The 13,850-nt window shown below is 75.5% G+C and carries 12 protein-coding genes and 2 pseudogenes; 8 read left to right on the forward strand and 6 right to left on the reverse strand.

Translation table 11 applies throughout. From position 1 onward, the window contains the following. Positions 1-142 precede the first annotated feature (142 nt). Positions 143-625, forward strand: a complete 483-nt coding sequence (locus ABT006_RS14280) for a MarR family winged helix-turn-helix transcriptional regulator (RefSeq protein WP_350706355.1) — start codon at positions 143-145, stop codon at positions 623-625. Between the two features lie 10 nt (positions 626-635). Continuing rightward, on the forward strand, positions 636-1,622 hold the full coding sequence (locus tag ABT006_RS14285; RefSeq protein ID WP_350706357.1) for a pirin family protein: 987 nt from the start codon (positions 636-638) through the stop codon (positions 1,620-1,622). Positions 1,623-1,714: 92 nt separating this feature from the next. On the opposite strand, the gene ABT006_RS14290 is transcribed toward ABT006_RS14285, so the two are convergent. Next, positions 1,715-1,843 (reverse strand): hypothetical protein, encoded by a 129-nt coding sequence (locus ABT006_RS14290; protein WP_350706359.1) that lies wholly within the window; start codon positions 1,841-1,843, stop codon positions 1,715-1,717. A 189-nt stretch (positions 1,844-2,032) separates the two neighbouring features. On the opposite strand from ABT006_RS14290, the gene ABT006_RS14295 reads away from it, so the two are divergent. Further along, positions 2,033-3,574 carry a phospholipase D family protein gene (locus ABT006_RS14295; protein ID WP_502890948.1) on the forward strand — a complete coding sequence of 514 codons (1,542 nt, stop codon included), beginning with the start codon at positions 2,033-2,035 and terminating at the stop codon, positions 3,572-3,574. Between the two features lie 4 nt (positions 3,575-3,578). On the opposite strand, the gene ABT006_RS14300 is transcribed toward ABT006_RS14295, so the two are convergent. After that, positions 3,579-4,322 carry a hypothetical protein gene (locus ABT006_RS14300; protein WP_350706363.1) on the reverse strand — a complete coding sequence of 248 codons (744 nt, stop codon included), beginning with the start codon at positions 4,320-4,322 and terminating at the stop codon, positions 3,579-3,581. Between the two features lie 372 nt (positions 4,323-4,694). Here ABT006_RS14300 and ABT006_RS14305 point away from each other — a divergent pair, with 372 nt between their 5' ends. The 3 genes and pseudogenes from ABT006_RS14305 to ABT006_RS35105 form a co-directional block, all read left to right on the forward strand. Then, positions 4,695-5,522, forward strand: coding sequence for a SigB/SigF/SigG family RNA polymerase sigma factor (locus ABT006_RS14305; RefSeq protein WP_350706365.1), 828 nt, complete (start codon positions 4,695-4,697; stop codon positions 5,520-5,522). Between the two features lie 182 nt (positions 5,523-5,704). Next, positions 5,705-7,216: pseudogene (locus tag ABT006_RS35100) on the forward strand (helicase-related protein); the annotation flags it as partial. Positions 7,217-7,399: 183 nt separating this feature from the next. After that, positions 7,400-8,383: pseudogene (locus ABT006_RS35105) on the forward strand (ATP-dependent helicase C-terminal domain-containing protein); the annotation flags it as partial. 6 nt (positions 8,384-8,389) lie between these two features. Here the strand turns inward: ABT006_RS35105 and ABT006_RS14315 are convergent. Continuing rightward, positions 8,390-9,115, reverse strand: a complete 726-nt coding sequence (locus ABT006_RS14315; protein WP_350706369.1) for a PP2C family protein-serine/threonine phosphatase — start codon at positions 9,113-9,115, stop codon at positions 8,390-8,392. Positions 9,116-9,289: 174 nt separating this feature from the next. Here ABT006_RS14315 and ABT006_RS14320 point away from each other — a divergent pair, with 174 nt between their 5' ends. Together ABT006_RS14320 and ABT006_RS14325 are read left to right on the forward strand one after the other, a co-directional pair. Further along, positions 9,290-10,249: a hypothetical protein gene (locus ABT006_RS14320; RefSeq protein WP_350706371.1), complete on the forward strand. Its 960-nt coding sequence runs from the start codon at positions 9,290-9,292 to the stop codon at positions 10,247-10,249. 225 nt (positions 10,250-10,474) lie between these two features. Next, positions 10,475-11,005 (forward strand): GNAT family N-acetyltransferase, encoded by a 531-nt coding sequence (locus tag ABT006_RS14325; protein WP_350706373.1) that lies wholly within the window; start codon positions 10,475-10,477, stop codon positions 11,003-11,005. A 12-nt stretch (positions 11,006-11,017) separates the two neighbouring features. Here the strand turns inward: ABT006_RS14325 and ABT006_RS14330 are convergent, their stop codons facing one another. Genes ABT006_RS14330 through ABT006_RS14340 form a run of 3 tightly spaced genes read right to left on the reverse strand, consistent with a single transcriptional unit; the run spans position 11,018 to position 13,839 of the window. Continuing rightward, positions 11,018-11,275, reverse strand: coding sequence for a UBP-type zinc finger domain-containing protein (locus ABT006_RS14330; protein ID WP_350706375.1), 258 nt, complete (start codon positions 11,273-11,275; stop codon positions 11,018-11,020). Then, positions 11,272-12,846 carry a Na+/H+ antiporter gene (locus ABT006_RS14335; RefSeq protein WP_350706377.1) on the reverse strand — a complete coding sequence of 525 codons (1,575 nt, stop codon included), beginning with the start codon at positions 12,844-12,846 and terminating at the stop codon, positions 11,272-11,274. Before ABT006_RS14335 ends, ABT006_RS14330 begins: the two co-directional genes overlap by 4 nt. Before the next feature lie 27 nt (positions 12,847-12,873). Next, positions 12,874-13,839 carry a TIGR03885 family FMN-dependent LLM class oxidoreductase gene (locus ABT006_RS14340; RefSeq protein WP_350706379.1) on the reverse strand — a complete coding sequence of 322 codons (966 nt, stop codon included), beginning with the start codon at positions 13,837-13,839 and terminating at the stop codon, positions 12,874-12,876. Positions 13,840-13,850: the final 11 nt, after the last annotated feature.

A 13,850-nucleotide genomic window follows, 5' to 3' on the forward strand; every position in this document is an offset into this window, starting at 1 on the left:
CGCCGGAGTCTGACACACCCGCGCACCCCGCCACTCGGGTTCCAGCGCTGTCTTTCAAAGCTGGAGTACCCGTTCCGGACAGCGGCGGTAACCGCGCTCACACCCCACTAGTTAAATTTTGAAAGAGTGCTACTGTAGCGGCGTGACCGAGAGCCTGGACGCCCCCCGACTCGCCGCCTGGCGGGCCTACATCGAGGCCAGCCAGCGGCTGTTCACGCGGCTGGAGGAGGATCTGCGCGCCGACAGCGCGCTCAGCTTCGCCGACTACCACGTGCTCGTCCTGCTCTCCGAGGCGCCGGACCAGCGGCTGCGGATGGGCGAGCTGGCCGGGCGCCTGGTCTTCTCGCCGAGCCGCCTGACGTACCAGATCTCGTCGATGCAGCGGCGCGGCCTGGTCGCCCGGGAGCCCTGTCCCGAGGACCGCCGCGGCAGCGAGGCGGTGCTCACCGCCGCCGGGCTGCTGACCCTGCGCGAAGCCGCCCCGCACCACCTGAGGTCGGTGCGCGCCCACCTGATGGACGACCTCGACGACGCCGAGGTCGCCTGCCTCACCCGGATCTTCGAGCGGCTCGGCCGGCGCCTGCGCGCGGACCGCGACGCGTCGACCCCGCACCCCGACAACTGAGGAGCCTCCGATGCCCGCCATCACCGTCGACGACGTGCTCGTCCTGCCGCGCCTGCCCCGGCTCGACGAGTCCACCGCGTTCCGGCCGGTCCGCCGGCTGACCACCGCTCCGAGCGGCTACGAGGGCGAGGGCTTCCCGGTCCGCCGGGCCTTCGCCGGCGTGCCGGTGACCGAGCTGGACCCGTTCATCCACCTCGACCAGATGGGCGAGGTGGACTACGCGCCGGGCGAGCCGAAGGGCACCGCCTGGCACCCGCACCGCGGCTTCGAGACCGTGACCTACATGATCGACGGGATCATGGACCACCAGGACTCGCAGGGCGGCGGGGGCACCATCACCAACGGCGACACCCAGTGGATGACGGCCGGCAGTGGCCTGCTGCACATCGAGGCGCCGCCGGAGCACCTCGTGACGAGCGGCGGGCTGTTCCACGGCACGCAGCTCTGGGTCAACCTGCCCCGGGTCGCCAAGATGAGCCCGCCCCGCTACCAGGACATCCGCGGCAAGGAGGCGGCGCTGCTCACCACGCCGGACGGCGGCGCGCTGATCCGGGTGATCGCCGGAGAGGTCGCCGGGCACCGGGGGCCGGGCTCCACCCACACCCCGATCACCATCACCCACGTGACCGTGCAGCCGGGCGCGCGCGTCGACCTGCCGTGGCGGCCGGACTTCAACGCCCTGGTCTACGTGCTGGGCGGCCGTGGCACCGTCGGCACCGACGGGCGGCCGGTGCACACGGGCCAGCTCGCCGTGCACGGCCCGGGCGACGCGCTGACCTTCGCGGCGGACGCCCGCCAGGACAGCCACACCCCGGCGCTGGACCTCTACATCATGGGCGGCGAGCCGATCCGGGAGCCGGTGGCGCACTACGGCCCGTTCGTCATGAACACCCGCGACGAGCTGCTCAAGGCGGTCGAGGACTTCCAGGCCGGCCGGCTCGGCGTCGTCCCGGCCGAGCGGCTGCCGCACACCGACGGCCAGGCGCCCCGGCCCTGAGCGCAGGCGCGGACGTGGCGCCTCCGGCGGACGACCGGAGGCGCCACCGGCGCGTCGAGTGCGGTGCCGTCACCGGACGGCGGCGCGTGGCGTCAGGAGACGGCGAAGATGCCGGCGACGCCCAGGATCACCATGAGCAACACCGCCACCAGCGCACCCCGTTCGCTCTCCACCGCCTGCTCGCGGTACTCGGGCACGGAGTTCGTCGTCTCGCCGGGCATGGTGTTGCCTCCTCGGTTGCTCGCGTCGTGTCGGGTGGCGTCGGGGGTCGGCCGACCGGTCGCCGGGGGCGCCGGCCGGGATGCGGACCCGCGACGGGGGTCCTACCGTGAGGACGTTGTCGACCTCGGGGGGTTGGAACGGTGGGACCGCGCAACTGGTTCCTCAGCGCACGGGAACGCGCCAACCCGGTGTCAGAGTTACCCGTCTGGACCAGCGGAAACCTTGCGGAGCCCTTAATTCACGGTGCCGCGTACTTCGACCGGCTGGTCGACGAGGTGTCGGCGCTGGAGGCGGGCGACCATCTCTTCTTCACCGACTGGCGGGGCGACCCGGACCAACTGCTGCGCCCCGACGGGCCGACCGTGGCCCAGCTCTTCGCGCAGGCCGCCCAGCGCGGCGTGGTGGTCAAGGGCCTGATCTGGCGCTCCCACCTCGACGCGCTGGCCTACAGCGAGGCGGAGAACCGCAACCTCAGCGAGACCATCTCCGCCGCCGGCGGCGAGGTGCTGCTCGACCAGCGGGTCCGCCGGGGCGGCTCGCACCACCAGAAGCTGGTGGTGCTGCGCCACCCGCGGGCGCCGGAGCGGGACGTCGCCTTCGCCGGCGGCATCGACCTGTGCCACAGCCGGCGGGACGACGCCGGCCACCGGGGCGACCGGCAGGTCGTGCAGATGTCCGCCCGGTACGGGCAGCACCCGCCGTGGCACGACGTGCAGCTCGCGGTGCGGGGGCCGGTGGTGGGCGCGCTGGACACCGCCTTCCGCGAACGGTGGACCGACCCGGTGCCGCTGGACTCGGAGAACCCCCTGGCCTACCTGCGAGACCGGCTGCGCGGCTCGGACCTGCGCCCCGACCCGCTGCCGGACCAGCCGGCCGACCCGCCGCCCTGCGGCCCGCACCACGTACAGGTGCTGCGCACCTACCCGGTGGTCCGCCCGCGCTACTCCTTCGCCCCGGACGGCGAGCGTACGGTGGCCCGCGGCTACACCAAGGCGGTCCGCCGGGCCCGCCGGCTGATCTACCTGGAGGACCAGTACCTGTGGTCCACGGAGGTGGCCGACCTGTTCGCCCGCGCGCTGCGGGACAGCCCCGACCTGCACCTGGTCGCGGTGGTCCCCCGCTATCCGGACGTGGACGGCCGGCTGGCGCTGCCGCCCAACTCCGTCGGCCGCGAGCAGGCGCTGTCGCTGTGCGAGCGGGCTGCCCCGGACCGGGTGCACGTCTTCGACCTGGAGAACCCCGCCGGCACGCCGGTGTACGTGCACGCCAAGGTGTGCGTGGTCGACGACGTCTGGGCCAGCGTCGGCAGCGACAACTTCAACCGCCGCTCCTGGACCCACGACAGCGAGCTCTCCTGCGCGGTGCTGGACGAGACCCGGGACGGGCGGGCGCCGACGGACCCGGGCGGCCTGGGCGACGGGGCCCGGGTCTTCGCCCGGGACCTGCGGCTGCGCCTGTGGCGCGAGCACCTGGACCGGGACCCCGGGGGCGGCGAGGACGCCGACCTGATCGACCCCGCCGACGCCGTGGCGGCGATCACCGCCGCCGCCGACGCGCTGCGGCGGTGGCACGACTCCGGGCGGGTCGGTCCCCGGCCGCCGGGCCGGTTGCTGCCGCACCGGCCGGAGCGGCTGCCCTGGTACACCCGCGCGTGGGCGCTGCCGGCGTACCGGCTGGTCTACGACCCCGACGGCCGGCCGCTGCGGGCGCGTCGGGCCGGCACCTGGTGAGGGGCTAGGCCGGCACGGAGACCGCGGCGGCCCGGGCGCGTACGGGCCCGGCGACCCGGGACGTGCCGTCGGTCTCCGGGGTGTAGACGGTCAGGCCGCCGGGGTAGGCGAACGAAGCGCGCGGGGAGTAGAAGCCGAAGCCGATCGTGAGCGGATTCTCCGGACGTAGCGCGTAGAGCGGGTGCCCCGGGTCCAGGAACTCCACCGAGTCGATCACGAACGGGTCGACCGGTTCGGCGACGAACGGGTACACGGCGCTGAGCAGCTCCCCGTCCCGGCCGGTGAAGTACCGGTGGTGGCCGCTGCTGATCGTCTGCCCCGTCTCACCGACCTGGCAGCGCGCGCGGATCAGCGGGGTGCCGCCGATCGCCGTCTCGGCGACCAGGGTTTCGCCCCGGCACTCGATGCTCGTGCGGCCGGCGACGGCGGGCGCGCCGCGCGCGGTGGCGTAGTCGCGGACCCGTTCGCTGGAGGTCACGTAGTGCGTCCACCAGCCGCCGAGGCTGGCCCCGCCGGGGGCGTCGACGCCGGCCAGGCACACCCCGAGGTAGGTCAGCGAGTGGGCACCGAAGCCGGAGGTCTGGCTCTCGTCGTCGACGACGTACTGGTTGATGAAGACCTGCCGGTCCGGGCACGGGGTCAGCCCCGGGGGCACCAGCGCCGCGACCGCCTGCGGGTCCGCCGGCAGCCAGCTGAAGAACAGCGTGCGGCTGTTCACGACGAGCTGGGGAGCGACGGGGTCGAGCACGGCACCTCCGGAAGGATGTAACCGCACGCTACGGCCGGTCCCGTCCATAGGACAACGACGGAAAGCCGACATTGGCGGCCGGTCATCCGCGCCCGCGGGGCCACCCGGCCGACCGGTATGGCCCGCCAGATGTCGATGCGTCGATGTCCGGCCCACGCCGGCTGACCGTACGCATCGCGTAAGCCGACTCACAATCCGATGGGATTTTGCCCTTTTCGGGCCTTTGATAGGGGAAAATCACCTAAGTACATCGTACTTTCGGCTAGATTTCGTCGGACCGATCGGGCTAAGGTGACTTCCGAACGGACATCTGAAGCTAAACCAAAGCGTCACGTCTTTCTATCCGCGGACGAGGTGCAGGGAGGACCACCCATGACCGCGCCAACGATCAGCGAGCAGGCGACCACAGCGGCCCCGGGCACCACCGAGAAGCTCGACCCGCGGGCGCTCACCGACAGCGCCGCCGACCTGCTCAACGCGATGGCCGCGCTGCCGGCCAACCACCCGTCCCGCGCCGCCCTGCGCGACAGGGCGATCGAGGCCTGGCTGCCGCTCGCCAACCACCTCGCCCACCGCTACAGCGGTCGCGGCGAGCCCACCGACGACCTGGCCCAGACCGCCGCCGTCGGCCTCATCAAGGCGATCGACAAGTTCGACCCGTCGCGGGGCGTCGACTTCGCGGGCTACGCCATCCCGACCATCATCGGCGAACTCAAGCGGCACTTCCGCGACCGCACCTGGGACATCCGGGTGCCGCGCCGCCTCCAGGAGCTGCGGCTGGCCATCTCCGACGCCAACAGCTCGCTGCTGCAGACCCTCGGCCGCTCGCCGACGGTCGCCGACATCGCCGCCCACCTCAAGCTCACCGAGGAAGAGGTCCTGGAGGGCCTGGAGGGCGCGCGGGCCTACAACGCGGTCTCGCTCTCCACGCCCACCGGCGACGGTGACCGCGCGACGGAGCTGGGCGACATGCTCGGCGGCGAGGACGGCGAGTTCGAGCTGGCCGAGCTGCGGGTCGCCCTCGGCCCGGCGCTGGCCACCCTCGACGAGCGGGAGCAGAAGATCCTCACGCTGCGGTTCTACGGCAACCTGACGCAGTCGCAGATCGCCGAGCAGGTCGGCGTCTCGCAGATGCACGTCTCCCGGCTGCTGGCCCGCGCGCTGACCAAGCTGCGGGGGCAGCTCGACGGCACGTACTAGGAAATGGTGGGCGAGGGCCGGGCCGGCGGGTCCGGCCCTCGCCGCGTCCGACCCGTGGCACCGGCCGGCGACCGGCGCGGGCCGGTGCCTGGCGTTCCCGGCGCCGGCCTGGCCGGCCTTCGCCGCCGGGCATCCACGGGTACGCCCCGACCGGGCCGCGGCTGGCGGTGCGAGACTGGGCCGTGCTCTCGGACGTGCCCCTCGACCTGCCCGTACGGCCGGTGCTGCCGGAACTGGTCGCGGCGCTGCGCGCGGCCGGCGCCGGGGTGCTGGTGGCCCCGCCGGGCACCGGCAAGACCACCCTCGCCCCGCTGGCCGTGGCCGACGAGGTGGCGGGCCGGGTGCTGGTCGCCCAGCCGCGCCGGGTGGCCGCCCGGGCGGCGGCACGCCGGATGGCCGCGCTGCTCGGTGAGCCCGTCGGCGAGCGGGTCGGGTACGCCGTGCGCGGCGAGCGGCGGTCCGGCGCGCGCACCCGGGTCGAGGTGGTCACCACCGGCCTGCTGGTCCGCCGCCTGCACCGTGACCCCGAGCTGGCCGGGGTGGGCGCGGTGCTGCTCGACGAGTGCCACGAGCGGCACCTCGACGCCGACCTGGCGCTCGCCTTCACGGTGGAGGCCCGGGCCGCGCTCCGCCCCGACCTGTGGCTGCTGGCGATGTCGGCGACCCCCGAGGCGGACCGGTTCGCCGCGCTGCTCGGCGGCGCGGGCGGTGCCGCGCCGGTCGTCCGGGCCTCCTCGGCCCTGCACCCGGTGACGCGGATCTGGGCGCCGCCGCCCCGGCCGGTGGCCGCGCCCGGTGCCGGCCCGGTCGACCGGGGCCTGCTCGACCACGTCGCGGCGACGGTGCGCCGGGCGCTGCGCGAGCACGCCGGGGACGTGCTGGTCTTCCTGCCCGGGGCCGGCGAGATCGCCGCCGTCGCGGCCCGGCTGGCCGACCTGCGCGACACGGTCGCCGTGCTCCCGCTGCACGGCCGGCAGCGCGCCGCCGACCAGGACGCGGCGCTGCGGCCGGCCGACCGGCGGCGGGTGGTGCTGGCGACCTCGGTGGCGGAGAGCAGCCTGACGGTGCCGGGGGTCCGGGTGGTGGTGGACGCCGGGCTGTCCCGGGTGGCCCGGATGGACCTGGCCCGGGGCCTGGGGGCGCTGGTCACCGTGCCGGTGTCCCGGGCGGCGGCGACCCAGCGGGCCGGCCGGGCCGGCCGGGAGGCGCCCGGGCACGTCTACCGCTGCTGGTCGGCGGCCACTCACGAGCGGCTGGCCGCGCAACCGGAGCCGGAGATCGCCACCGCCGACCTGACCGGGTTCGCCCTGGAACTCGCCGCTTGGGGCTCGCCCGACGGCGCCGGGCTGGCCCTGCCGGACCCGCCCCCGGCCGCGGGGATGACGGTGGCCCGGGACGCCCTCACCACCCTCGGCGCGGTCGACGCGCAGGGCCGGATCACCGACCGGGGCCGCTCGATCGCCGCCGTCGGGGCGCATCCCCGGCTGGCCCGGGCGCTGCTGGACGGGGCCGCCCGGGTGGGCGCGGACCGGGCGGCCGAGGTCGTGGCGCTGCTCGCGGAGGACACCGTCGCCGGGCCGGGCGACGACCTGACCGCCGCGTGGCGCCGGCTGCGCGCGGGCGCGGACCCGGGCGCCACGGCCCGCTGGCGGGCGGAGGTACGCCGCCTGCGCGCCGCCCTGCCCCCGGCCCCCTCGGGACCGGCGCCGGCGGCCGGCACCGACCCGGCCCGCCCGACCCACCGCCCCGACGCGGCGAAGGCCGGAGACACCGGTCGGGCCCGCCCGACCCACCGCCCCGAAGCGGCGAAGGCCGGAGACACCGGCCGGGCACGGCCGGCCGACGACCTCGGCCCGACCGGGAACCCCGGCCAGGACCACCTGACCGACGACCTCGCCGCCGGGCTGCTGGTCGGGCTGGCCCACCCCGAGCGGCTGTCCCGGGCGCGGCGGCCGGGCGGCTCGGCGTACCTGATGAGCGGCGGGACCGCGGCGGAGCTGGCGCCCGGGTCGGGGCTGGCGGGGGCCGGGTGGCTGGCGGTGGCGGTGGCGGACCGCTCCCCCGGCGCGCCGGCCGCCCGGGTGCGGCTGGCGACCCCGCTCGACGAGGCGACCGCCCGGGAGGCGGGCGGGCCGCTGCTGCGCGCCGAGCGGGAGGTCGGCTGGTCCGGCGAGGACGTGGTGGCGCGTGAGGTGGTGCGGCTGGGCGCCATCGAGCTGGCCGAGCGGCCGATCCGGCCCGGGGCGGAGGAGGTGGCGGCGGCCCTGCTGACGGGCCTGCGCCGCACCGGTCTCGGACTGCTGACCTGGACCCCGGCGGCGCGGGCGCTGCGCGGGCGGCTGGCGTTCTGCCGGCACGCGCTCGGCGGCGACTGGCCCGACGTGGGCGACGAGGCGCTGCTCGCCGACGCGCCGGCCTGGCTCGGCCCGGAGCTGGCCGCCGCCCGCCGCCGGGCCGACCTGGCCCGGGTCGACGTGGCGGGCGCGCTGCGCCGATTGCTGCCGTGGGCGCTGGCGGCCCGGCTCGACGAGGTGGCGCCGGAGCGGATCACCGTGCCGAGCGGTTCCCGGATCCGGCTCGACTACGCCGACCCGGCGGCGCCGGTCCTCGCGGTGAAGCTCCAGGAGACGTTCGGCTGGCGGGACGCGCCGCGGGTCGCCGACGGCCGGGTGCCCGTGCTGCTGCACCTGCTCTCGCCGGCGGGGCGGCCGGTGGCGGTCACCGCCGACCTGGCGTCGTTCTGGCGCGCCGGCTATCCGCAGGTGCGGGCGGAGCTGCGCGGCCGTTACCCGCGCCACCCGTGGCCGGAGGACCCGACCACGGCCCAGCCCACCCGGCACGCCACCCCGCGCCGCCGCTGAGCCGGGCTACTCCTCCACCACGTCGGCGATGACCACCGTGACGTTGTCCGGCCCGCCGGCGCGCAGCGCCAGGTCGATCAGCCTGCGGGCGCACTCCGCGCGGTCCGGGTGCTCGGCGAGCACCTCGGCGAGCGTGTCGGGGCGGACCACGTTGGACAGGCCGTCGCTGCACAGCAACCAGCGGTCGCCGGGCCAGGGCACCATCGTCGCGTACGCCGGGGAGACCTCGTCGCCCTGCAGGGCCTGGGTGACCACGGCCCGGCGGGGGTGGCTGCTGGCCTGGTCGGGGGTGATCACCCCCTGGTCGACGAGCATCTGCACGAACGTGTCGTCCCGGGTGATCTGCTTGAGCACCCCTTCCCGGAACAGGTAGGCACGGGAGTCGCCGACGTGGGCGAGGGCCAGGCAGCTGCCCGTCCGGGCGAAGAGCAGGGCGGTCAGGGTGGTGCCCATGCCCTGCCGCTCCGGGTCCTCGGCGACCGCCTGGCGGATCCGCGCGGTGGCCAGCTCGATGCCGCTCTGCAGCGCGGCCACCAGCGCGTCCTCCGGGGTCTCCACGTCCAGCGGAGCGACCGCCTCGATGGCGATCGCGCTGGCCAGATCGCCGGCCGCCATCCCGCCCATGCCGTCGGCGACGGCGACGAGCCAGGGGCCGGCGTGCAGGGCGTCCTGGTTCCCACTGCGGATCAGCCCACGGTCGCTCGTTCCCACGGAACGCAGCTTCAGGGTCATGGGTGGCAGCCTGCCAGGCCGAGGGCGCAGTTGTCTCTAGGAGATCAGCACCTCGGCGCGTCGCGCGGCGAATCTCACTGTCGCGCGCCGCCGCACCGACGGAAGGCCATCACGTACCGGACGCCGTCCAGATATCGGTGGACCGGGCCCGGGGCGTACGAGATGGTGGCCGGCATGGACGACGCGGAGCGGCGGGTGTGGGGGCGGCTGCCGGACGGTGCCCGCGCCGCGCTGGCCCGCCTGGCCCCGGCGGACCTGCGCACGCTGCTGCTGGCGGTGGCCCGGGACCGGGCCGCGGCGGCACGCCCGGCGGACCTGGTCCGCCGCTGGCGGACGGACCGGTTCACCCGGCCGGCGGCGGTCGACCCGCGGGTGCTGTCCGGGGTCGAGGCCCGCCTGTGGGACCTGCTGCCCGCCGACGTCACGGGCGTCGACCTCTCCCCCGTCGCGCCGCTCGGGACCTGCGCCGCGGTCGCGCCGGTGAGCCAGAACCGGATCGTCACCACCCTGCGGCTCACCGAGGTGCTGAGCGATCCCACCAACGCCCTCGCGATCGAGGCCGCGGTGCGCCGCCGGGAACAGCCCGCCGCCGGCACGGTGCACCTGGCCGCCTGCCACCGGGTGCTGCGGGCGCAGGACTTCGGGCCCGGATTCTCGGCGCACTTCCGGCTCTTCGCGCTGGTCTCGAGCGCCCGTGACAGCGGGTCGGGCAGCACCCAGGCGCGGCTGCTCACGCTGCACCTGGCGTACTGGCGGACAGTGCTCGCCACCCTGGTGCCGCAGGCGTCGGCGCGGCTACGCCTGACGGTCCTCGACAGCCCCGTCGTCGGCGAGCGGATCGCGGACACCGTCCGGCCGGGGCTCGGCCCGTCCACCGTGCCGCTGGTGGACGAGCCGGAGCGCCGGCGCGGCCGGGGCTACTACGTGGACGCCGCGCTGCGGATCACCGCGGGCGACGGCGGGAACGAGGTCGAGCTCGGCGACGGCGGTTTCACGGACTGGACCGCCCAGCTTGCCGGCGACCGCAAGGAACGCTGCCTGGTCTCCTGCCTGGCCACCGAGCGGCTCGCCGCGCTGGCCGGCGGCCCCGGAGCCCCGGCCGGGGCCGACGCCCCCGACGCCCGGCGGCCCTGACGCCCCTGAGCGGAGCGCCGGGGCCGGGGCAGGTGACACGGGACTGTCGAGCTGCCCGCGCAGATGGGCAGGGGTGGGCACGGTTGGTCCCATGGGTGGGGCAGCTCGACAGCGTTCGCCGAGCGGCTGCGGAGGGGCGATCGTCGCGGAATGGCGCAACCGGCTGCCACTCGACGCACGACCGCGGCAGCAATCGACGCACACCGCTGTAGCACGATGCCCACCATGACCGAGCGGAGCATCACCCTGCGTCCCGGCGGCCCCGCCGACGCGCCCGCCGTGCTGCGGCTGCTCGACGACGCGACCGCCTGGCTGGTGGCGCTGGGGCGCACCGGCCAGTGGGGCACCGAGCCGGCGTCGACCGATCCGCGGCGGATCGCGCAGGCCGACGCCTGGTCGGCGGGCGGCGGGCTGTGGCTGGCGATGCTCGGTGACCGGCCGGTCGGGGCGTTGGTGGTGGGCGCGGCGACGGACTACGTGCCGCCGGCCACCGAGCCCGAGTTGTACGTCAACCTGCTGGTCACCGACAGGGCGCACAGCGGTTCGGGGATCGGCGGCCGGCTTCTCGCCCATGCCGCGGAGCTGGCCCGGGGGCACGGGCTCAGCCTGCTCCGGGTCGACTGCTACGCGGGCGGGGACGGAGCGCTGGTCCGCTGGTACGAGCGGCAGGGCTTCACCCCCACCGAACCGTTCACGGTCGAGCGCCCGGGCCGCGACCCGTGGCCCGGGCAGGTCCTCGCCCGCCGCCTGCCCTGACCCCGGGCGGGCTCAGCCGATCTCCTCGTCCACGAAGCACCAGCGCCAGGTCTCCCCCGGTTGGATCGACCGCATGACCGGGTGCGCGGTGGCGGCGAAGTGCGCCGAGGCGTGCTGGTACGGCGAGGAGTCGCAGCACCCGACGTGCCCGCAGGTGAGGCAGGACCGCAGGTGCACCCAGTACTCGTTGCCGATGGCCACGCACTCCGGGCAGACGTCGGTGCTCTCCGGCACGGCGGCGCCCGCTTCGGTCAGGTGCTGACAACTCACTCCACGACCTCCCGCCGCAGCAACGACTCCTCCAGGTCCAGCTCCCGGTAGGCGCGCACCAGCACCTCCTCGGGGATGCGGCCGGAGTCCCGGGCGTCCCGGAACACCTCCCGCTCTGCGTCGATCATCTCCTGCCGCAGCCGACCGTACGCCTGGGACGGCGTCTCCCGCGCGGTGCCGCCGAGGCGCTCCCAGGCCAGGTTGGTGCGCTCGTCCAGCGCCCGACGCAGCCGCTCCACCACGGGCGCGGGGGCGGTGTCGGCGAGCGCGTCGAGGCGCTCCCGTGCCGCGCGGCTGGCCTGCTGCTGCACGCCCGCGGCCGAGAGCGCGTCCTGCACCGGGTCGTCGGGCGGCAGCCGCATCCGGCGAGCCACCAGCGGCAGGGTGGCGCCCTGGCCGACCAGGGTCACCACGATCACCGCGAAGGCCAGCCAGATGAACAGCGCGCGCGGGTAGGACCGGCCGTCGGCGAGGGTGAGCGGCAGGGCGAGGGCGGCGGCCAGGGTGACCACGCCGCGCATGCCGGCCCATCCGAGCACGATCGGGTAGCGCGGCGACGGCGTGGACTCCCGGCGACGGATCCTGGGCACCAGCCGGGCCAGGTAGGTGGCCGGGAAGAGCCAGACGAACCGGGTCAGGAAGACGGCGAGCAGCACCGCCGCGGTGATCGCGACCAGGAATCCGGCCGGCTCGTCGAGTTCCCGGAGCACCTCCGGCAGTTGGAGGCCGACCAGCAGGAAGACCAGGCCCTCCAGCAGGAACCGGGTCAACCGCCAGAACGCACCGACCTGGAGTCGGGACGCGGCCGACATCAGCCGGGGCAGCCGGTGCCCGAGCGCCAGTCCCGTGACCACCACCGCGACCACCGCGGAGGCGTGGATCTCCTCGGCGGCGAAGGCGACCGCGAACGGGATGATCAGCGACAGCGCGTTGTCCAGCAGCGGGTCGGTGATGTGCCGGTGCAGGAAGCCGAAGACGACCGCGCCGAGCACGCCGACCACGATGCCACCACCGGTGGCCGTGACGACCTCCACGGCCACCTCCGTGACGCCGACGGCGGCACCGATGCTGGCCAGGGTGGCGACCCGCAGCAGCACCAGCGCCGTCGCGTCGTTGAGCAGGCTCTCCCCCTCCAGGATCGTCACGACCCGTCGGGGCAGCCCGATGCGGCGGGCCACCGCGGTGGCGGCGACCGCGTCGGGCGGTGCCACCACCGCGCCGAGGGCCAGGCAGACCGCGAACGGCACCGCCGGCAGCATCAGGTGTACGACGAGGCCGACCGCGAACGCGGTGAACAGCACCAGCCCGACGGCGAGCAGCAGGATCGGCCGCAGGTTGAGCCGGAACGCCGGCACCGAGGTCTCGAGTGCGGCGACGTAGAGCAGGGGCGGCAGGATGCCCACGAGCACCAGTTCGGGGTCGAGCCGCACCTGCGGGAAGCCCGGCACGAAGGCGAGGGCGAGGCCGAGCACCACGAGCAGGATCGGCGCGAGCAGCCCGAGCTTCCGGGCCAGCGCCGCACCCAGCGTCGCGATCGCGAGGAAGACGACGACGTCGAACAGAGCTTCCATGACGTACGAGCCTATGGCCCGCTCGGCTCACCCGACGCCGCGCAGCTTCGGCAGCACCTCCGCCCCGAACGTGTCGACGAAGGCCCGCTGCTCCTGCCCGACGTGGTGCAGGGCGATCTGGTCGAAGCCGAGGTCCAGGTACTCCTCCAGCCAGCCGACGTGCCGGCCCAGGTCGGCGGAGACGTTGACGACCTCGCGGACCCGCTGCATCGGCACCTGCTCCGACACCACGTCGAAGTGCTCCGCCGTGTCCAGGTCCCAGCAGACCGGCGGCGCGAAGACGTTGCTGCGCCACTGGTCGTACGCGAGCCGCTCGGCCTCGGCCTGCTCCCGCGCCCAACTCAGGTGCACCTGCAGGTGCAGCGGCCCGCTCCCGCCGCCACCCCGGTACGCCTCGATCATCTGCCGCAGGTGCGCGGCCGGCGCGTTCACGGTGATCAGCCCGTCCGCCCACTCGGCGCACCAGCGGGCGGTGGCCACGCTGACCGCCGCGCCGATCAGCGCCGGCGGCTGCTCCGGCCGGGTCCACAGCTTCGCCCGGTCGACCCGGACCAGGCCGTCGTGGCTGACCTCCTCGCCGGCCAGCAGCGCGCGGATCACGTCCACGCACTCCCGCAGCCGCGCGTTGCGGACGTCCTTGCGCGGCCAGCCGTCGCCGGTGATGTGCTCGTTGCTCGCCTCGCCGGTGCCCAACGCCGCCCAGAACCGGCCCGGGTACATCGCCGCGAGGGTGCCGATCGCCTGCGCGACGATCGCCGGGTGGTAGCGCTGGCCGGGCGCGTTGACCACGCCGAAGGGCAGGTTGGTGGCCTGGAGGGCCGCGCCGAGCCAGGACCAGGCGAAGCCGGACTGGCCCTGCCGCCCGCTCCAGGGCGAGAAGTGGTCCGAGGACATGGCGGCGTCGAAGCCGGCCCGCTCGGCGTGGACCACCGCGTCCAGCAGGGCGCGGGGATGGATCTGCTCGTGGGACGCGTGGAAGCCGAACACCGTCATGGCGTCACTCC

This window comes from Micromonospora sp. NPDC002717 (assembly GCF_040295705.1).
Taxonomy (GTDB): Bacteria; Actinomycetota; Actinomycetes; order Mycobacteriales; family Micromonosporaceae; genus Micromonospora.

What these genes read in the sequence shown, in the direction of transcription:
- ABT006_RS14335 (WP_350706377.1), bottom strand. Translation starts at nt 12,846, where the DNA reads ATGGAAGCTCTGTTCGACGTCGTCGTCTTCCTCGCGATCGCGACGCTG.
- ABT006_RS14325 (WP_350706373.1), top strand. Translation starts at nt 10,475, where the DNA reads ATGACCGAGCGGAGCATCACCCTGCGTCCCGGCGGCCCCGCCGACGCG.
- ABT006_RS14340 (WP_350706379.1), bottom strand. Translation starts at nt 13,839, where the DNA reads ATGACGGTGTTCGGCTTCCACGCGTCCCACGAGCAGATCCATCCCCGC.
- ABT006_RS14305 (WP_350706365.1), top strand. Translation starts at nt 4,695, where the DNA reads ATGACCGCGCCAACGATCAGCGAGCAGGCGACCACAGCGGCCCCGGGC.
- ABT006_RS14320 (WP_350706371.1), top strand. Translation starts at nt 9,290, where the DNA reads ATGGACGACGCGGAGCGGCGGGTGTGGGGGCGGCTGCCGGACGGTGCC.
- ABT006_RS14290 (WP_350706359.1), bottom strand. Translation starts at nt 1,843, where the DNA reads ATGCCCGGCGAGACGACGAACTCCGTGCCCGAGTACCGCGAGCAGGCG.
- ABT006_RS14285 (WP_350706357.1), top strand. Translation starts at nt 636, where the DNA reads ATGCCCGCCATCACCGTCGACGACGTGCTCGTCCTGCCGCGCCTGCCC.
- ABT006_RS14315 (WP_350706369.1), bottom strand. Translation starts at nt 9,115, where the DNA reads ATGACCCTGAAGCTGCGTTCCGTGGGAACGAGCGACCGTGGGCTGATC.